Source organism: Streptococcus sp. Marseille-Q5619 (genome assembly GCF_946901205.1).
In the GTDB taxonomy this organism is placed as follows: Bacteria; Bacillota; Bacilli; order Lactobacillales; family Streptococcaceae; genus Streptococcus.
This window is the reverse complement of the sequence record NZ_CAMPPO010000002.1, coordinates 283,461-302,451: the sequence shown is the minus strand read 5'-3', so window position 1 is coordinate 302,451 and position 18,991 is coordinate 283,461. Positions and strand designations below refer to the sequence as shown.

Here is an 18,991-nt window from a genome sequence, read left to right as displayed (position 1 = left end):
TATTTCCTAGATAATACTTAGTAAAACTTTTTATAACAAAGGCTAGCAAAGTTAAAGTTTTCTATCTATTGGAAGTTAAATAAATATGTAAGGAATTAAAATGAAAAAAAGTACAGTATTGTCATTAACCACAGCTGCAGTTATTTTAGCAGCCTATGCCCCTAATGAGGTAGTCTTAGCAGACACATCTAGCTCTGAAGATGCTTTAACTATCTCTGATACAGAAAAAGTAGTAGTAGATAAGGAAGCAGAAAATAAAGAAAAACATGAAAATATTCATAATGATATAGAAACTTCCAAGGATACTGAAGAGAAGAAAACAACGGTTATTGAGGAAAAAGAAGTTGTTAGTAAAGAATCTGTGATAGATAACAAAACTAGCAATGAAGAAGCAACAATCAAAGAAGATTCCAATCAATCCAAAGAAGATAAAGCGGACTCGTCTGCAAGTAAAGACCCAGAAAGTCCCAAAAAAGAGGATAAACTTGTCTATATTGCTGAATTTAAAGATAAAGAATCTGGAGAAAAAGCAATCAAGGAATTATCCAATCTTAAGGATACAAACGTTTTATATACCTATAATACGATTTTTAATGGTGTTTCAATAGAAACAACTCCAGATAATCTGGATAAAATTAAACTAATAGAAGGTATTTCATCGGTTGAACGGTCACAAAAACTCCAACCCATGATGAATCATGCCCGAAAGGAAATTGGAGTTGAGGAGGCTATCGATTACCTAAAGGCCATTAATGCTCAATTTGGGAAAAACTTTGATGGTAGAGGTATGGTCATTTCAAATATCGATACCGGGACAGATTATAGGCATAAGGCCATGAGGATTGATGATGATGCTAAAGACTCAATGAGATTTAAAAAAGAAGACTTAAAAGGTACTGATAAAAATTTCTGGTTGAGTGATAAGATTCCTCATGCTTTCAATTATTATAATGGTGGTAAAATAACTGTAGAAAAAGCTGATGATGGAAGTGATTATTTTGATCCACATGGAATGCATATTGCAGGGATTCTTGCGGGAAATGATACTGAAAAAGACATCAAGAACTTTAATGGAATAGATGGAATTGCTCCTAATGCACAGATATTCTCTTATAAAATGTACTCTGACGCAGGATCTGGCTTCGCAGGAGATGAAACAATGTTTCATGCTATTGAAGATTCGATCAAACACAATGTCGATGTTGTTTCGGTATCATCTGGCTTTACAGGAACAGGTCTTGTAGGTGAGAAATATTGGCAAGCTATTAGAGCATTAAGAAAAGCAGGCATTCCAATGGTTGTAGCTACGGGTAACTATGCGACTTCTGCTTCAAGTTCTTCTTGGGATTTAGTGGCAAATAATCATCTGAAAATGACCGACACTGGAAATGTAACGCGAACAGCAGCACATGAAGATGCGATAGCGGTTGCATCTGCTAAAAATCAAACAGTTGAGTTTGATAAAGTTAAGATTGGAGGAAAAAGTTTTAAATACAGAAATATAGGAGCCTTTTTCGATAAGAATAAAATCACAACAAATGAAGATGGTTCAAAAGCTCCTGATAAATTGAAATTTGTATATATAGGCAAAGGCCAAGACCAAGAGTTGATAGGTTTGGATCTTAAGGGCAAAATTGCAGTAATGGATAGAATTTATACAAAGGATTTAAAAAATGCTTTTAAAAAAGCTACGGATAAGGGCGCACGCGCCATTATGGTTGTAAATACTGTCAATTACTACAATAGAGATAATTGGACAGAGCTTCCAGCTATGGGATATGAAGCGGATGAAGGGACTAAAAGTCAAGTATTTTCAATTTCAGGAGATGATGGTGTAAAGTTATGGAACATGATTAATCCTGATAAAAAAACTGAGGTTAAAAGAAATAGTAAGGAAGATTTCAAAGATAAATTGGAGCAATACTATCCAATTGATATGGCAAGCTATAATTCTAATAAACCGAATGTAGGTGACGAAAAAGAGATTGACTTTAAGTTTGCACCTGACACAGACAAAGAATTGTATAAAGAAGATGTCATCGTTCCAGCAGGATCCACATCTTGGGGACCAAGAATAGATTTACTTTTAAAACCCGATGTTTCAGCACCTGGTAAAAACATTAAATCTACTCTCAATGTCATTAATGGGAAATCAACTTATGGCTATATGTCAGGAACTAGTATGGCAACTCCAATCGTAGCAGCTTCTACTGTTTTGATTAGACCGAAGTTAAAGGAAATGCTTGAAAGACCTGTATTGAAAAATCTTGAGGGAGATGACAAAATAGATCTTACAAGTCTTACAAAAATTGCTCTACAAAATACTGCGCGACCGATGATGGATGCAACGTCTTGGAAAGAAAAAAGTCAATACTTTGCATCACCTAGACAACAGGGAGCAGGGCTAATTAATGTGGCCAATGCTTTGAGAAATGAAGTTGTAGCGACTTTCAAAAACAAGGATTCTAAAGGTTTGGTAAACTCTTATGGTTCTATTTCTCTTAAAGAAATAAAAGGAGAAGAAAAATATTTTACAATTAAGCTTCACAATACATCAAACAGACCTTTGACTTTTAAAGTTTCAGCATCAGCGATAACTACAGATGCTCTAACTGACAGACTAAAACTGGATGAAACATACAAAGATGAAAAATCTCCAGATGGTAAGCAAATTGTTCCAGAAATCCACCCAGAAAAAATCAAAGGAGCAAATATCACATTTGAGCATGATACTTTCACTATAGGCGCAAATTCTAGCTTTGATTTGAATGCGGTTATAAATGTTGGAGAGGCTAAAGACAAAAATAAATTTGTAGAATCATTTATTCATTTTGAGTCAGTAGAAGAAATGGAAGCTCTAAACTCTAACGGGAAGAAAATAAACTTCCAACCTTCTTTATCAATGCCTCTAATGGGATTTGCTGGGAATTGGAACCACGAACCAATCCTTGATAAATGGGCTTGGGAAGAAGGATCAAAATCAAAAACAATGGGAGGTTATGATGATGATGGTAAACCGAAAATTCCAGGAACCTTAAATAAGGGAATTGGTGGAGAACATGGTATAGATAAATTTAATCCAGCAGGAGTTATACAAAATAGAAAAGATAAAAATAGAACATCCCTAGATCAAAATCCAGAATTATTTGCTTTCAATAACGAAGGGCTAAATGCATCATCAAGTGGTTCTAATATTGCTAACATTTATCCTTTAGATTCAAATGGAAATCCTCAAAAGGCTCAACTTGAAAGAGGATTAACACCTTCTCCACTTGTATTAAGAAGTGCAGAAGAAGGATTAATTTCAATAGTAAATACAAATAAAGAGGGAGAAAATCAAAGAGACTTAAAAGTCATTTCGAGAGAACACTTTATTAAAGGAATTTTAAACTCTAAAAGCAATGATGCAAAGGGAATCAAATCATCTAAACTAAAAGTTTGGGGTGACTTGAAGTGGGATGGACTCATCTATAATCCTAGAGGTAGAGAAGAAAATGCACCAGAAAGTAAGGATAATCAAGATCCTGCTACTAAGATAAGAGGTCAATTTGAACCGATTGCGGAAGGTCAATATTTCTATAAATTTAAATATAGATTAACTAAAGATTATCCATGGCAGGTTTCCTATATTCCTGTAAAAATTGATAACACAGCCCCTAAGATTGTTTCGGTTGATTTTTCAAATCCTGAAAAAATTAAGCTGATCACAAAGGATACTTATCACAAGGTAAAAGACCAATACAAGAATGAAACCCTATTTGCGAGAGATCAAAAAGAACATCCTGAAAAATTTGACGAGATTGCAAACGAAGTTTGGTATGCTGGCGCCGCTCTTGTTAATGAAGATGGAGAGGTTGAGAAAAATCTTGAAGTAACTTATGCAGGTGAGGGTCAAGGAAGAAACAGAAAACTTGACAAAGACGGAAATACTATTTATGAAATTAATGGTGCAGGAGATTTAAGAGGAAAAATCATTGAAGTCATTGCATTAGATGGCTCTAGTAATTTCACAAAGATTCATAGAATTAAATTTGCTGATCATGCTGATGAAAAGGGGATGATTTCTTATTACCTAGTAGATCCTGACAAAGATGCTTCTAAATATGAAAAACTTGGTGAAATTTCTGAAGATAAACTCAAAAATGCAAAGAGCTCAGAGGAAAATACCAATAATAATCAAGCTAAGGATGAAGATTCAAAACCAGATGAAGAAAGTTCAGTTGAGGGAGAAGCTAGCCTTGAAATAAATAAAACTATTTCAACAATTAGAAACTTTGAAAATAAAGACCTAAAGAAACTCATTAAAAAGAAATATAGGGAAGAAGAGGACTTTGTAAATGGTGGTACAAGAACAGTAGAACTTGATTATCGATATGACGATAAAGGAAATATAGCTGCCTATGACGATGGTAGCGCCTTAGAATATGAAACTGAAAAACTTGACGAAATCAAATCAAAAATTTATGGTGTTCTAAGCCCGTCTAAAGATGGACACTTTGAAATTCTTGGAAAGATACGTAATGTGTCTAAAAATGCCAAGGTATATTATGGAAATACCTATAAATATATAGAAATCAAAGCGACCAAGTATGATTCCAATTCAAAAACGATGACATTTGATTTATACGCTAATATTAATGATATTGTGGATGGATTAGCTTTTGCAGGAGATATGAGATTCTTTGTTACAGATGATGGTCAGAGAAAAGCTGAAACGAAGATTAGAATGCCTGAAAAAAATAGGGAAACTAAAACAGAATATCCCTATGCATCAAGTTATGGGAATGTAATCGAATTAGGAGAAGGAGATCTTTCAAAGAACAAACCAAACAATTTAACTGAAATGGAATCTGGTAAAATCTATTCTGATTCAGAAAAACAACAATATCTATTAAAGGATAATATCATTCTGAGAAAAGGCTATGCACTAAAAGTGACTACCTATAATCCTGGAAAAACGGATATGTTAGAAGGAAATGGAGTCTATAGCAAGGAAGATATAGCAAAAATACAAAATTCCAATCCTAATCTAAGAGCCCTTTCAGAAAAAATAATTTATTCTGACAGTAGAAATGTTGAAGATGGAAGAAGTACTCAAGCTGTATTAATGTCGGCTTTGGACGGCTTTAACATTGTAAGGTTTCAAGTGTTTAGATTTAAAATGAACGATAAAGGGGAGGCAATCGATAAAGATGGAAATCTTGTGACAGATTCCTCTAAACTTGTATTATTTGGTAAAGATGATAAAGAGTATCATGGGGAGGAATATTCTAATGTAGAAGCTATAAAAGAAGATGGCTCCATGTTATTTATTGATACCAAACCAGTAAACCTTTCAATGGATAAGAACTACTTTAATCCATCTAAATCTAATAAAATTTATGTACGAAATCCAGAATTTTATTTAAGAGGTAAGATTTCTGATAAGGGTGGTTTTAACTGGGAATTGAGAGTTAATGAATCGGTTGTAGATAATTATTTAATCTACGGAGATTTACACATTGATAACACTAGAGATTTTAACGTTAAGCTTAATGTTAAAGACGGTGACATCATGGACTGGGGAATGAAAGACTATAAAGCAAACGGATTTCCAGATAAGGTAACAGATATGGATGGAAATGTTTATCTTCAAACTGGCTATAGCGATTTGAATGCGAAAGCAGTTGGAGTCCACTATCAGTTTTTATATGATAATGTTAAACCCGAAGTAAACATTGATCCTAAGGGAAATACTAGTATCGAATATGCTGATGGAAAATCTGTAGTCTTTAATATCAATGATAAAAGAGATAATGGATTCAATGGTGAGATTCAAGACAAACATATTTATGTAAATGGAAAAGAATACACATCATTTGATGATATTAAACAACTAACAGATAAGACACTAAACATTAAGATTCTTGTAAAAGATTTTGCAAGAAATACAACTGTAAAAGAATTCATTTTAAACAAAGATACGGGAGAGGTAAGAGAACTAAAACCTCATACGGTAACTGTGACCATGCAAAATGGAAAAGAAATGAGTTCTAAGATAGTGTCGGAAGAAGATTTCATTTTACCTGTCTATGAGGGTGAATTAGAAAAAGGATATCAATTTGATGGCTGGGAAATTTCTGGTTTCGAAGGGAAAAAAGATGCTGGCTATGTTCTTAATTTATCAAAAGATACCTTTATAAAACCTGTATTCAAGAAAATAGAGGAGAAAAAGGAGGAAGAAAATAAACCTACTTTTGATGTATCCAAAAAGAAAAATAAGGTGCAAGTAAATCATAATCAATTAGATGAAAGTCACAGAAAAGAGGATTTACAAAGGGAAAATCATCCCCATAAATCTGATTCAACTGAAGGTGTCAAAGCTACAGTTCCTGTACAAGTAAATCATAATCAATTAGATGAAAGTCACAGAAAAGAGGATTTCCAAAGAGAAAATCATTCACACAAATCTGATTCAACTGAGGGTGTCACAGCTACAGTTCCTGTACAAGTAAATTATAGTCAATTAGATGAAAGTCAAAGATCTGATTTAACTAAGGATGTCAAAGCTACAGTTCCTGGTAGAAATGATAAAAACTTTGAAAATAAGACTGAAGTTTATCCTAATGAACCAGAGAACATAGCCAATAAAGACACCAATATCGATAGCAAATTAACTACTAACAATCTTAATAAGTCACCAAAAACCGGAACAGTTAGCGGAGTCTTTACATTATTCGTTGCTGGAATACTGTTTACCGTAGGCACATTTCTTGGATTAAAGAAAAAAGATTAAGATGAAGACAAAAGCTATAGATGAAAAAATGGTTTATGTACTGAGATAGTGTGATGATGAAACAGTTTTGTGAAAATAGCCATTTATAACTCAATTATTTAGTTTACTTTACTATTGATACTCTTTTTTGGATCTATTAATAGACTTAGTTTCGATAACTAATGAATTGATTGAAAGGGTTAGTATTGACAATATTGGTCATATTGATTAGAAAATAGAGTCTATCAAAATTTAAAGGCTAATAGAGGTGATGAGACAATTTCAAGGAATTAAGTAGCGTTTGGTTGCTTAATTCCTTTTTATTTGGAAGGAAGTTTTTCACCTATTTCCTTATTTTACGGCTATTATTGAGCCACTTAGACCGAGATTGAGACCAGATAGGCAAACGAACTTGTTCTTGAAATTGACCTCTGTTATAATGATTTTTGTAAGGAACAGGAGGCGTCACTATCAGATAACTCAAGTTCCTAAAAAAGAAATCGGAGATAAAGAAATGAAAAAATTATTGGGGATTGTATTTTTAGTAGCAGCAGCGACAGTAGTGTATTTTGGTTCTGTTGGATGGCCAAGTTTGGATGTCAACCTATGGTCCCTGATTCCGGTAGGCCTGTTCCTCTTTTTCACTCTAGAGAATCTTTTGAAAAAAGACTACAAGGATAGTCTGATGTGTTTGATTATTGCCTTTATCATCGCCAATGCAATTTTGGACCTGTTACCAATTTCAAGTGGCTTGGTGATTGGAGCAGGTGTGCTGGCTTGTGTAGGTATTGGTTACCTCTTTCCTGATAAAGAAAATAGGAATTGATGAAAAAATAGATAAAGAAAAAAACACTTCAATCACTGTATTTCAGCTTGATTGAGGTGTTTTCAATTTCATTTTTTTATTTCTGGGTCATCAATTCAACAATCATCTCGATATACATGACAAGGGTTAATAAGAATCCTGCACGCCAGAAGAATTTTATGAATTTAGGATAGTAAAAGCTACGTTTTTTCAAAAGAAAGAAAAAAACGAGAATAATAGCTAGGACTGAGAGGGCTAGGCCCAGTCTAGGGAGAAAATTATGGGTAAAGGTTTTAGCTGTGATCAGGTAATATTCAAATACCAAGACTGGAAAAGCCAAATCCGCAAAATTTCGTCCTAGTTTTTTTAATCTAAAAAGTTTGGTTAGGATAATGCAGACTACTAAAGTCAGTATCAATAATAAAATAGATGCTAATTTCATTAAAATCATACCCATATTGTATCATAAAAAATCGCTATTGGAAATGGGAAACAGAGGAATTTATAGGAAAGTCAGGCTTTTGAGATTGTGGGTGATTTTTGTTATAATGAAAGTTATGAAATCTTATAATACCTTGAATGATTATTATCGAAAACTTTTTGGAGAAAAGACTTTTAAAGTCCCTATTGATGCGGGATTTGACTGTCCCAATCGTGATGGAACTGTGGCTCATGGGGGCTGTACTTTTTGTACGGTTTCTGGTTCTGGAGATGCTATCGTAGCACCGGATGCCCCTATCCGTGAGCAATTTTATAAGGAAATTGACTTTATGCACCGCAAGTGGCCAGATGTTCAGAAGTATCTAGTTTATTTTCAGAATTTTACCAACACCCATGAAAAGGTGGAAGTCATCCGAGAGCGCTATGAGCAGGCTATCAATGAGCCAGGTGTAGTAGGAATCAATATTGGAACACGGCCAGACTGTTTACCAGACGAAACCATCGAATATTTGGCTGAATTATCGGAGCGCATGCATGTGACGGTTGAATTGGGTTTGCAGACTACTTATGAAGCAACCTCTGACCTGATTAACCGTGCCCATTCCTATGAATTGTACGTAGAAACGGTCAAGCGTTTGAGAAAGTATCCTAAGATTGAGATTGTTTCTCATTTGATCAATGGTTTGCCTGGTGAAACACATGAGATGATGGTTGAAAATGTACGCCGCTGTGTTACGGATAACGATATTCAAGGAATTAAACTGCATTTGCTCCATCTTATGACAAATACTCGTATGCAACGGGATTACCATGAGGGACGCTTACAACTGATGAGTCAGGACGAGTATGTCAAAGTCATCTGTGACCAACTGGAAATCATTCCCAAGCATATCGTCATCCATCGAATCACGGGAGATGCACCTAGAGATATGCTGATTGGTCCTATGTGGAGCCTCAATAAGTGGGAAGTGCTAAATGCTATTGAAACTGAAATGCGACGTCGCGGAAGCGTTCAAGGATGTAAGGCTGTAAAACAGGAGTTTGAAAATGAAAAGATCACTTGAAATGGCACATGATTTTTTGGCTGAGGTTGTAACTCAGGACGATATCGTAGTGGATGCGACCATGGGAAATGGTCATGACACGCTTTTTTTAGCCAAACTAGCCAAGAAAGTCTATGCCTTTGATATTCAGGAGCAAGCCTTGGAAAAGACCCAAGAGCGTTTGGACCAGGCTGGAATGACAAATGCCCAGTTAATCTTGCAAGGCCATGAGACACTGGACCAGTTTGTGACAGAAGCCAAGGCAGGGATTTTTAATCTGGGTTATCTGCCGTCGGCTGATAAGTCCGTCATTACCCAACCTCAGACAACTATTGAAGCCTTAGAAAAGTTGTGTCACTTTCTTGTCAAAGGTGGACGGATTGCCATTATGATCTACTATGGTCATGAAGGAGGCGACCTCGAGAGGGATGCTGTCTTGGATTTTGTTAGCCAGTTGAACCAACAAGAGTATACAGTTGCCATTTACCGAACCCTGAACCAAGTTAATAACCCGCCATTTTTAGTTATGATTGAAAAATTAGAGAGATATAGACATGGATAAACAATACCTACGTGAAAAGCTGGATACTATGCGCCAGAAATTTGTGGAGTCAACCCACCACGAACGTGCGGTTGGTGTGCTAGACCAAGCGCATATGAGCAAAAAAATGCTTAAAATCAAGAAAAAATTAGTTGCTCTTGAAATGGAACGGTGCCAGAGAAAAATTGAGCACAAGGATTGTTCCAAGATTGACCAAAAAATCAAAGAGCAGAAGGAGATTTTTGAATCTTGTTGTAAAAAAGATTAAGGAGGACGTGCGTGGAATTACTGATTTACCTCATCCTATTTTTACTGGTCTTGATTGTCTCAAGTACAACCAATAAGCTCCTGCCCTTTTTGCCTCTACCTTTGGTGCAAATTCTTTTGGGAATTGTGATTGGTCTCTTTTTACCCAATACCGACTTTCACCTCAATACAGAGTTGTTTTTGGCACTGGTTATTGGGCCCTTGCTTTTTCGAGAGTCGGAAGAAGCGGACATTACAGCTATTTTAAAACACTGGCGAATCATTGTTTACCTCATATTTCCAGTGATTTTCATCTCGACCCTGAGTTTGGGTGGCTTGGCCCATCTTCTTTGGCTCAGTCTTCCCTTGGCGGCTTGCTTGGCTGTTGGTGCAGCCCTTGGCCCTACGGATTTGGTGGCCTTTGCCTCTCTTTCGGAGCGGTTTAGCTTTCCTAAGCGCGTGTCCAATATTCTTAAGGGTGAAGGACTCTTGAATGATGCATCTGGTTTGGTTGCCTTTCAGGTGGCCTTGACAGCCTGGACAACTGGAGCCTTTTCCCTTGGACAAGCGGGTAGTTCGCTCATCTTTTCAATCCTAGGCGGTTTTTTGATTGGATTTTTAACAGCCATGACCAACCGTTTCCTCCATAGTTTCTTACTTAGTGTGAGAGCAACGGATATTGCTAGTGAGCTCCTTCTGGAATTGAGTTTGCCCTTGGTAACCTTCTTCCTGGCAGAAGAAGTCCATGTTTCAGGGATTATTGCCGTTGTAGTTGCAGGGATTTTAAAAGCAAGCCGTTTTAAGAAAATTACGCTCCTTGAAGCCCAAGTGGATACGGTGACCGAGACGGTCTGGCATACAGTGAACTTTATGCTCAACGGTTCTGTCTTTGTGATTTTAGGGATGGAGCTGGAAATGATAGCAGAACCTATCTTGACCAATCCAATCTATAATCCCTTACTTTTATTGGTATCTCTTATAGCCCTTACCTTTGTCCTCTTTGCCATTCGTTTTGTCATGATTTATGGCTATTATGCCTATAGGACTCGACGTCTTAAGAAAAAGCTAAATAAATATATGAAGGACATGCTTCTTTTGACCTTCTCAGGTGTAAAGGGAACGGTGTCGATTGCTACGATTCTTCTGATACCAAGTAATCTAGAGCAGGAGTATCCTCTCTTGCTTTTCCTTGTCGCAGGTGTGACGCTGATAAGCTTTTTAACAGGTCTCTTGGTCTTGCCTCATCTTTCTGATGAACAGGAAGAAAGCAAGGACTATCTCATGCACATCGCCATTTTGAATGAAGTAACGCTAGAGTTGGAAAAAGAGTTGGAAGATACCAGAAATAAGCTCCCTCTCTATGCAGCTATTGACAATTACCATGGACGTATTGAAAATCTCATCCTGAGTCAAGAAAATAAGGGGGCTCAAGAAGACTGGGAGGCCTTAAAACTTCTCATCCTCAGTATTGAAAGTGATGGTTTAGAACAGGCTTACGAAGAGGGTAAGATGAGTGAGCGTGCCTATCGAGTTTACCAACGTTATTTGAAAAACATGGAACAAAGTATCAATCGTAAGTTTGCGTCACGATTGACCTATTATTTCCTTGTTTCCTTGCGGATTTTACGTTTTCTCCTTCATGAAGTTTTTACCTTAGGTAAGACCTTACGCAGTTGGAAAAATGAAGAATCACAGAAACTCAGAGCCCTTGACTATGACCAAATTGCAGAGCTCTATCTAGAAAATACAGAGATGATTATCGAAAGTTTGGAGAACCTAAAAGGGGTTTATAAGAGTTCTTTAATCAGCTTTATGCAGGATTCTCGTCTCCGAGAAACAGCTATCATCACCAGTGGTGCCTTTGTCGAACGGGTTATCAATCGCGTCAAGCCCAACAATATCGATGAAATGCTGAGAGGCTATTACCTGGAGCGTAAGTTGATTTTCGAATATGAAGAGAAACGATTGATTACGACCAAGTATGCCAAGAAATTGCGACAAAATGTGAATAACTTAGAGAACTATTCTCTAAAGGAAGCTGCCAATACCCTGCCTTATGATATGGTGGAATTGGTAAGAAGAAATTAGTTAATACTCTTCGAAAATCTCTTCAAACCACGTCAGCTCTATCTGCAACCTCAAAACAGTGTTTTGAGCAACCTGCGGCTAGCTTCCTAGTTTGCTCTTTGATTTTCATTGAGTATAAGATTGTAAGTGAAGGAGTGAGACATGAAGAAGTGGTGGAAAGAGCTGATAGACAGGCCTTTAGTAAAAGCTTTTTTGCATTATTATCAAGCATCAGATAGTGAATTGACTAGTGTCGCAGTAGCCTACTATTGGTTGATTTCGATTTTTCCCCTGCTTTTGGTGGTGGTCAATACCCTCCCATATTTTCAGATTCCAGTTTCTAATTTTTTAAAGGTTGTCAATGAATTTTTGCCGGAAAGCATGTATGATGTGGTCGCAAAGATTATTACAGAAGTGCTGACCCAACCGTCAACAGGCTTATTGAGTTTTGCGGTTTTGTCAGCCCTCTGGACCTTTTCAAAATCCATGAATTTCCTACAGAAAGCCTTTAATAAAGCTTATGGCGTCGAAAAGAGTCGTGGACTTATTTCCCATCAGATGGTAAGTCTCCTAGTCAGTTTTGGTTTGCAGCTCCTCTTTGCTTTTGCCTTGTTTTTGAGCTTATTTGGGCAGATGATTTTGGATTTACTTGCTCATTATTGGACAAAAGATGGCATTATCTATCAGGCTTTACAAGGTTTGGCAGGTCCTCTGACTTACGCTCTCCTCTTTGCTATCTTGGTCATGCTTTATTATTTTCTTCCCAATCTATCTGACAGGAAAATTAGCTATACCCTACCAGGCAGTGCCTTTGTCCTCTTAGTGATTTTAGGTTTACTAACTCTGTTCTCTAGTTATCTCAATTACTATGTCCATCATTTGGTGGATGTCCGAATTTTAGGTTCCGTTCTTCTTGTTGTTATGATGTTTTGGTTTATCTTGATTGCTAAAATTGTTATCCTAGGCGCGGTGATCAATGCCAGTATACAGAGTTTGAAAGATCCGAGCTTTAGAAAAGACTAACTATTTATCTATTACAAAAACGCATAGTATCGAGGCTTTATAGAACCTTGATACTATGCGCTTTTGTGCTTTGGTAGTTTTTGTATAGTTTTTGTCTAAGATTTCTAAATCATCTGATTAAATTCCTATTTTTCCCTATCATTGTCCCTGTTTTTTCGAAAATGGAAGGAGTATAATAAACCTATCAATAAAATGATAGGAGGAACTTTATGGGTCATATTTTCTTTTTTCTAAGTGTCTTTTTGGCAGGGATTCTATCCTTCTTTTCTCCTTGTATCTTACCCTTGTTACCAGTTTATGCAGGGGTGTTACTAGATGATAAGGATGGTGCTCAGACTTCTAGTGGCAAATTTTCCATCTCAGTTACTAGTTTATTGCGAACGCTGGCCTTTATAGCGGGGATTTCCTTTATCTTTATTTTGTTGGGCTATGGAGCTGGTTTTTTAGGCGATTTGCTTTATGCTTCTTGGTTCCAATATGTGACGGGTGCGGTTATCATTCTCTTAGGCTTGCACCAGATGGAGATTCTACACTTTAAGGGGCTTTATAAGGAAAAGAGGTTACAACTCCAAAGACAGGGGCAACATGGTAAGGGCTATAGTCAGGCATTTTTGCTGGGTTTGACCTTTAGTTTTGCTTGGACACCTTGTGTGGGGCCGGTTCTGGGGTCTGTTTTAGCCTTGGCGGCTTCAGGTGGCTCAGGTGCTTGGCAGGGAGCTGGTCTCATGTTGGTGTATACGCTGGGTTTGGCGCTACCATTTTTGGTTCTAGCTCTGGCCTCTAGCTATGTTTTGAAACATTTCCGAAAACTCCATCCTTATCTCGGAATCCTCAAAAAAGTGGGTGGGTTTCTCATTATCCTGATGGGAATCTTGGTTCTGTTTGGAAATGCTTCAATTTTAAGTCAATTATTTGAATAAAAATGGAAAGGAATATCAGTATGAAAAAATGGCAAACATGTGTTCTTGGAGCAGGTTCGCTCCTTTGTTTGACGGCTTGTTCAGGCAAGTCCATGACCAGTGAACACCAAATGAAAGATGAGATGAAGATGGAGCAGACAGCTAGTAAAACAAGCACGGCTAAAGGGAAAGAGGTGGCTGATTTTGAGCTAACTGGAGTAGATGGCAAGACCTACCGCTTGTCTGATTATAAGGGAAAGAAAGTCTATCTTAAATTCTGGGCTTCTTGGTGTTCCATCTGTTTAGCTAGCCTTCCAGATACGGACGAAATCGCTAAAGAAGCTGGATATGACTATGTTGTCTTGACAGTAGTGTCACCAGGACACAAGGGAGAGCAATCTGAAGCGGACTTTAAGAATTGGTATAAGGGCTTGGATTATAAAAATTTCCCAGTCCTAGTTGACCCATCAGGCAAACTTTTGGAAAGTTATGGTGTCCGTTCTTACCCAACTCAAGCCTTTATAGACAAGGAAGGAAAGCTGGTCAAAACGCAACCAGGTTTTATGGATAAGGATATGATTTTAAAAACATTGAAAGAAATGGGGTAGGGAAAGGTCATGAATGATAAAGTAAAATTGTTTGTCTTGGCAGGAATCTTTTTCCTAGCCATAACCGGTTTCTATTTTCTATTGATGCGAAATGCAGGGCAGACAGATGCCTCGCAAATTGAGAAAGCGGCAGTTAGCCAAGGAGGAAAAACAGTGAAAAAAACAGAAATTAGTAAAGACGCAGACTTGCACGAAATTTATCTAGCTGGAGGTTGTTTCTGGGGAGTGGAGGAATATTTCTCACGTGTTCCTGGAGTGACAGATGCCGTTTCAGGTTATGCAAATGGTAGAGGGGAAACAACCAAGTACGAATTGATTAACCAAACAGGTCATGCGGAGACTGTTCATGTTACCTATGATGCTAATCAAATTTCTCTCAAGGAAATCCTGCTTCATTATTTCCGCATTATCAATCCAACCAGCAAAAATAAACAAGGAAATGATGTGGGAACCCAGTACCGTACTGGTGTTTATTACACAGATGACAAGGATTTAGAGGTGATTAATCAAGTCTTTGATGAGGTGGCTAAGAATTATGACCAACCTCTGGCAGTTGAAAAGGAGCCCTTGAAGAATTTCGTGGTGGCCGAGGATTATCACCAAGACTATCTCAAGAAAAATCCAAATGGCTACTGCCATATCAATGTCAATCAGGCGGCCTACCCCGTCATTGATGCCAGCAAATATCCCAAACCAAGTGATGAAGAATTGAAAAAGACTCTGTCACCTGAGGAGTATGCAGTTACCCAGAAAAATCAAACAGAACGGGCTTTCTCAAACCGCTACTGGGATAAATTTGAATCTGGTATCTATGTGGATGTGGCAACTGGCGAACCTCTCTTTTCATCAAAGGACAAGTTTGAGTCTGGTTGCGGATGGCCTAGTTTCACCCAACCAATCAGTCCAGATGTTGCTACTTACAAAGAAGATAAGTCCTACAATATGACACGCATGGAAGTGCGGAGCCGAGTTGGAGATTCTCACCTTGGCCATGTCTTTACGGACGGACCACAGGACAAGGGTGGCTTGCGCTACTGTATCAATAGTCTTTCCATTCGCTTTATTCCCAAAGACCAAATGGAAGAAAAAGGCTATGCTTATTTACTAGATTATGTCGATTAATACTCTTCGAAAATCGCTTTAAACCACGTCAGAATCGGCTTACAGTGGGTAGGGTTGAGACTGGGCAAAACTCAATTTGAGGAGAAAGTGAAGCAAATTTTCTAACAATAAAACACATAATATCAAGTATTTTTAACACCTGATACTATGCGTTTTCTACTTTAACAGACTTTTTGCCCAGTCTCTCTATCCACAACCTCAAAGCTGTACTTTGAGCAACTTGCGGCTAGCTTCCTAGTTTACTTTTTGATTTTCATTGAGTATAAGAAGTCTTTCCTAAGCAGTTAGAGGAGAATTTTGCTATACTGATACTAGTAAGTGACAAAGGAGAGAAGCATGACCTACACAATCTTAATCGTAGAAGATGAATATCTGGTAAGACAAGGCTTGACCAAGTTGGTCAATGTAGCAGCCTACGATATGGAAATCATCGGTCAGGCTGAAAATGGAAGGCAGGCTTGGGAGCTAATTCAAAAGCAGGTGCCAGACATTATTTTAACCGATATCAATATGCCTCAGCTAAATGGCATCCAGTTGGCCAGTCTAGTCCGAGAAACCTATCCTCAGGTTCATCTAGTTTTTTTGACTGGCTACGATGATTTTGATTATGCCTTGTCTGCTGTCAAACTCGGTGTGGATGACTACCTGCTTAAGCCCTTTTCTCGTCAGGATATTGAGGAAATGTTGGGGAAAATCAAGCAAAAGTTGGACAAGGAAGAGAAAGAAGAGCAGTTACAAGATTTATTGACCGATAAGTTTGAAGGAAATATGGCCCAGAAAATCCAGTCTCATCTGGCTGATAGCCAGTTTAGTTTAAAGTCTTTAGCCAGTGACTTGGACTTTAGTCCGACCTATCTGAGTTCTTTGATTAAGAAAGAGTTGGGCCTGCCTTTTCAGGATTATCTGGTGAGAGAACGTGTCAAACAAGCCAAGCTCTTGCTTCTGACCACAGATTTAAAGATTTATGAGATAGCCGAAAAGGTTGGTTTTGAAGATATGAACTATTTTACCCAACGTTTTAAACAGATTGCAGGAGTGACACCTCGTCAGTTTAAGAAGGGGGAAGGTCGATGAAGCGTTCTTCTCTCCTAGTCAGAATGGTTATTTCCATCTTTCTGGTCTTTCTCATTCTCCTAGCTCTGGTCGGGACTTTCTATTATCAATCTAGTTCATCAGCCATTGAAGCTACCATTGAGGGCAATAGCCAGACGACTATCAGCCAAACTAGCCACTTTATCCAGTCTTATATCAAAAAATTAGAAACCACCTCGACTAGTTTGACCCAGCAGACAGATGTTCTGGCCTATGCTGAGAATCCCAGTCAAGACAAGATCAAGGGAATTCGAGATCTGTTTTTGACCATCTTAAAGGCAGATCAGGACTTGAAAACTGTTGTGCTGGTGACCAAATCCGGTCAGGTCATTTCTACAGATGATAGTGTGCAAATGAAAACTTCCTCAGATATGATGGCTGAGGATTGGTACCAAAAGGCCATTCATCAGGGAGCCATGCCCGTTTTGACTCCAGCTCGTAAATCAGATAGTCAGTGGGTCATTTCTGTCACTCAAGAACTTGTTGATGCAAAGGGAGCCAATCTGGGTGTACTTCGTTTGGATATTTCTTATGAAACTCTGGAAGCATATCTCAACCAGCTACAGTTGGGTCAGCAGGGATTTGCTTTTATCATCAATGAAAATCATGAATTTGTTTATCATCCTAAACATACAGTCTATAGCTCATCTAGCGAAATGGAGGCCATGAAACCCTATATTGAGACAGGGCAGGGCTATACTCCAGATCACAAATCCTACGTCAGTCAGGAAAGGATTGCTGGAACTGATTGGACGGTGCTTGGTGTGTCTTCGTTGGAGAAGTTAGACCAGGTTCGGAATCAACTCTTGTGGACCTTGCTTGGGGCTAGTATCACATCTCTTCTTGTCTGTCTCTGCTTGGTGTGGCTTAGTCTTAAACGCTGGATTGCTCCTTTGAAGGATTTGAGAGAAACCATGCTGGAAATTGCTTCTGGTAATCAGAATCTTCGTGCCAGGGAAACTGGTGCCTATGAACTGAGAGAAGTGTCTCGTCAGTTTAATGCCATGTTGGATCAGGTTGATCAGCTGATGGCGGATATTCGCAGGCAGGAAGAAACGACCCGTCAGTACCAACTTCAAGCCCTATCAAGTCAGATTAACCCACATTTCCTCTATAACACCTTGGACACCATCATCTGGATGGCTGAATTTCAGGATAGTCAGCGTGTGGTTCAGGTGACCAAGTCCTTGGCAACCTATTTCCGCTTGGCACTCAATCAAGGCAAGGATTTGATTTGCCTGTCTGATGAAATCAATCATGTCCGCCAGTACCTCTTTATCCAGAAACAACGCTATGGAGATAAGCTGGAATACGAGATTGAGGAAAATCCTGCCTTTGATAACCTAGTCTTGCCCAAGTTGGTGTTACAACCTCTGGTGGAAAATGCTCTGTACCATGGCATCAAGGAGAAGGAAGGTCAGGGACATATTAGAGTTTCTGTCCAGAAGCAGGATACAGGATTGGTCATCCGTATTGAGGATGATGGCGTTGGCTTCCAAACTGCTGGCGATAGTAGTCAGAGTAACCTCAAACGTGGGGGAGTTGGTCTTCAAAATGTCGATCAGCGACTCAAACTTCATTTTGAAGAAGATTACCATATGAAGATTGATTCTGCCCCCTCAAAAGGAACGAAAGTTGAAATATACATAAATGGAATAGAAACTAGCTAACTCCCAGTCAATTCTGGGAGTTTTATGCGTAATTGGGCAAGCTTTCTAGGTTGTCTATCTTGCTAAAAACAAGAAAAAACGGTATGATAGAAGAGTGACAAAAGAGGTGACAGAGATGAACGAGACACAGATTCAAAGAGAAACACGTCAGGTATTAGAAGATGTTTTAGAAAAGGCCAATTTGAAGCAGGGGGCCCTTTTTGTTTTAGGTCTATCTTCTAGTGAGGTGATAGGTGGTCAGATTGGGAAAGAATCCAGTCAAGAGATTGGTGAGCTGATAGTGGAGACTATCTTGGGTATTCTAGGTAGTAGAGGTATCCATTTAGCCGTTCAAGGTTGTGAACATGTCAATCGAGCCCTCGTTGTTGAACATCAAGTGGCAGAGCAGTTTGGTCTGGAAATCGTCAGTGTCCTTCCAACTCTTCATGCAGGAGGTTCAGGTCAGTTGGCAGCCTTCAAGTTTATGCAGGATCCAGTTGAGGTTGAATTTATCAAGGCTCATGCTGGATTGGATATCGGAGACACTGCAATTGGCATGCATGTCAAGCATGTTCAGGTTCCGATTCGCCCTCTTTTGAGAGAGATTGGTCATGCCCATGTAACGGCGCTGGCTAGTCGTCCAAAATTAATCGGAGGTGCGCGTGCGCACTATCCGCAAGATTCTATCAGAAAGTCGTGAG

The 18,991-nt window shown here is 38.4% G+C and carries 14 protein-coding genes; 13 read left to right on the top strand and 1 reads right to left on the bottom strand.

All coding sequences use genetic code 11. The annotated features are described in order from the left end of the window. The first annotated feature begins 100 nt into the window (after positions 1 to 100). Together OC530_RS02605 and OC530_RS02600 are read left to right on the top strand one after the other, a co-directional pair. Entirely contained in the window at positions 101 to 6,775 is a 6,675-nt protein-coding gene (locus OC530_RS02605) for a S8 family serine peptidase (protein WP_262079231.1), read from the top strand. A 493-nt stretch (positions 6,776 to 7,268) separates the two neighbouring features. Beyond that, on the top strand, positions 7,269 to 7,580 hold the full coding sequence (locus OC530_RS02600; RefSeq protein WP_164226851.1) for a hypothetical protein: 312 nt from the start codon (positions 7,269 to 7,271) through the stop codon (positions 7,578 to 7,580). Positions 7,581 to 7,656: 76 nt separating this feature from the next. Here OC530_RS02600 and OC530_RS02595 read toward each other — a convergent pair whose 3' ends face one another. Then, complete coding sequence (locus OC530_RS02595; RefSeq protein ID WP_050239784.1) at positions 7,657 to 8,016, bottom strand: DUF3397 domain-containing protein; 360 nt, start codon at positions 8,014 to 8,016, stop codon at positions 7,657 to 7,659. A gap of 91 nt (positions 8,017 to 8,107) precedes the next feature. Here OC530_RS02595 and OC530_RS02590 point away from each other — a divergent pair, with 91 nt between their 5' ends. The 11 genes from OC530_RS02590 to OC530_RS02540 all read left to right on the top strand — a co-directional run bounded on the left by OC530_RS02590 (position 8,108) and on the right by OC530_RS02540 (position 18,990). Continuing rightward, positions 8,108 to 9,064, top strand: coding sequence for a TIGR01212 family radical SAM protein (locus OC530_RS02590; protein WP_262079226.1), 957 nt, complete (start codon positions 8,108 to 8,110; stop codon positions 9,062 to 9,064). Then, positions 9,048 to 9,605 (top strand): class I SAM-dependent methyltransferase, encoded by a 558-nt coding sequence (locus OC530_RS02585; RefSeq protein WP_262079224.1) that lies wholly within the window; start codon positions 9,048 to 9,050, stop codon positions 9,603 to 9,605. Before OC530_RS02590 ends, OC530_RS02585 begins: the two co-directional genes overlap by 17 nt. Continuing rightward, positions 9,598 to 9,852 carry a hypothetical protein gene (locus OC530_RS02580; RefSeq protein WP_000361092.1) on the top strand — a complete coding sequence of 85 codons (255 nt, stop codon included), beginning with the start codon at positions 9,598 to 9,600 and terminating at the stop codon, positions 9,850 to 9,852. Before OC530_RS02585 ends, OC530_RS02580 begins: the two co-directional genes overlap by 8 nt. 11 nt (positions 9,853 to 9,863) lie before the next feature. Beyond that, positions 9,864 to 11,918 carry a sodium:proton antiporter gene (locus tag OC530_RS02575; RefSeq protein WP_262079222.1) on the top strand — a complete coding sequence of 685 codons (2,055 nt, stop codon included), beginning with the start codon at positions 9,864 to 9,866 and terminating at the stop codon, positions 11,916 to 11,918. Between the two features lie 141 nt (positions 11,919 to 12,059). Next, a complete protein-coding gene (locus OC530_RS02570; RefSeq protein ID WP_262079220.1) occupies positions 12,060 to 12,920 on the top strand; it encodes a YihY/virulence factor BrkB family protein in 861 nt (286 codons plus the stop codon). A gap of 209 nt (positions 12,921 to 13,129) precedes the next feature. Then, positions 13,130 to 13,840 carry a thiol-disulfide oxidoreductase-associated membrane protein CcdA2 gene (ccdA2, locus tag OC530_RS02565; RefSeq protein ID WP_262079218.1) on the top strand — a complete coding sequence of 237 codons (711 nt, stop codon included), beginning with the start codon at positions 13,130 to 13,132 and terminating at the stop codon, positions 13,838 to 13,840. A 20-nt stretch (positions 13,841 to 13,860) separates the two neighbouring features. Further along, a complete protein-coding gene (locus OC530_RS02560) occupies positions 13,861 to 14,427 on the top strand; it encodes a redoxin family protein (RefSeq protein ID WP_173217731.1) in 567 nt (188 codons plus the stop codon). Between the two features lie 9 nt (positions 14,428 to 14,436). Further along, entirely contained in the window at positions 14,437 to 15,549 is a 1,113-nt protein-coding gene (msrB, locus tag OC530_RS02555) for a peptide-methionine (R)-S-oxide reductase MsrB (RefSeq protein ID WP_262079216.1), read from the top strand. 336 nt (positions 15,550 to 15,885) lie between these two features. Continuing rightward, positions 15,886 to 16,623: a response regulator transcription factor gene (locus tag OC530_RS02550; RefSeq protein ID WP_262079215.1), complete on the top strand. Its 738-nt coding sequence runs from the start codon at positions 15,886 to 15,888 to the stop codon at positions 16,621 to 16,623. Further along, positions 16,620 to 18,311 carry a sensor histidine kinase gene (locus OC530_RS02545; RefSeq protein ID WP_262079213.1) on the top strand — a complete coding sequence of 564 codons (1,692 nt, stop codon included), beginning with the start codon at positions 16,620 to 16,622 and terminating at the stop codon, positions 18,309 to 18,311. The genes OC530_RS02550 and OC530_RS02545 overlap by 4 nt, the downstream gene beginning before the upstream one ends. Positions 18,312 to 18,426: 115 nt before the next feature. Then, complete coding sequence (locus OC530_RS02540; protein WP_262079211.1) at positions 18,427 to 18,990, top strand: TIGR01440 family protein; 564 nt, start codon at positions 18,427 to 18,429, stop codon at positions 18,988 to 18,990. Position 18,991: the final 1 nt, after the last annotated feature.

Coding starts and splice junctions, on each gene's coding strand:
- OC530_RS02605 (WP_262079231.1), top strand. CDS start 101: ATGAAAAAAAGTACAGTATTGTCATTAACCACAGCTGCAGTTATTTTA.
- OC530_RS02600 (WP_164226851.1), top strand. CDS start 7,269: ATGAAAAAATTATTGGGGATTGTATTTTTAGTAGCAGCAGCGACAGTA.
- OC530_RS02595 (WP_050239784.1), bottom strand. CDS start 8,016: ATGGGTATGATTTTAATGAAATTAGCATCTATTTTATTATTGATACTG.
- OC530_RS02590 (WP_262079226.1), top strand. CDS start 8,108: ATGAAAGTTATGAAATCTTATAATACCTTGAATGATTATTATCGAAAA.
- OC530_RS02585 (WP_262079224.1), top strand. CDS start 9,048: ATGAAAAGATCACTTGAAATGGCACATGATTTTTTGGCTGAGGTTGTA.
- OC530_RS02580 (WP_000361092.1), top strand. CDS start 9,598: ATGGATAAACAATACCTACGTGAAAAGCTGGATACTATGCGCCAGAAA.
- OC530_RS02570 (WP_262079220.1), top strand. CDS start 12,060: ATGAAGAAGTGGTGGAAAGAGCTGATAGACAGGCCTTTAGTAAAAGCT.
- ccdA2 (WP_262079218.1), top strand. CDS start 13,130: ATGGGTCATATTTTCTTTTTTCTAAGTGTCTTTTTGGCAGGGATTCTA.
- OC530_RS02560 (WP_173217731.1), top strand. CDS start 13,861: ATGAAAAAATGGCAAACATGTGTTCTTGGAGCAGGTTCGCTCCTTTGT.
- msrB (WP_262079216.1), top strand. CDS start 14,437: ATGAATGATAAAGTAAAATTGTTTGTCTTGGCAGGAATCTTTTTCCTA.
- OC530_RS02550 (WP_262079215.1), top strand. CDS start 15,886: ATGACCTACACAATCTTAATCGTAGAAGATGAATATCTGGTAAGACAA.
- OC530_RS02545 (WP_262079213.1), top strand. CDS start 16,620: ATGAAGCGTTCTTCTCTCCTAGTCAGAATGGTTATTTCCATCTTTCTG.
- OC530_RS02540 (WP_262079211.1), top strand. CDS start 18,427: ATGAACGAGACACAGATTCAAAGAGAAACACGTCAGGTATTAGAAGAT.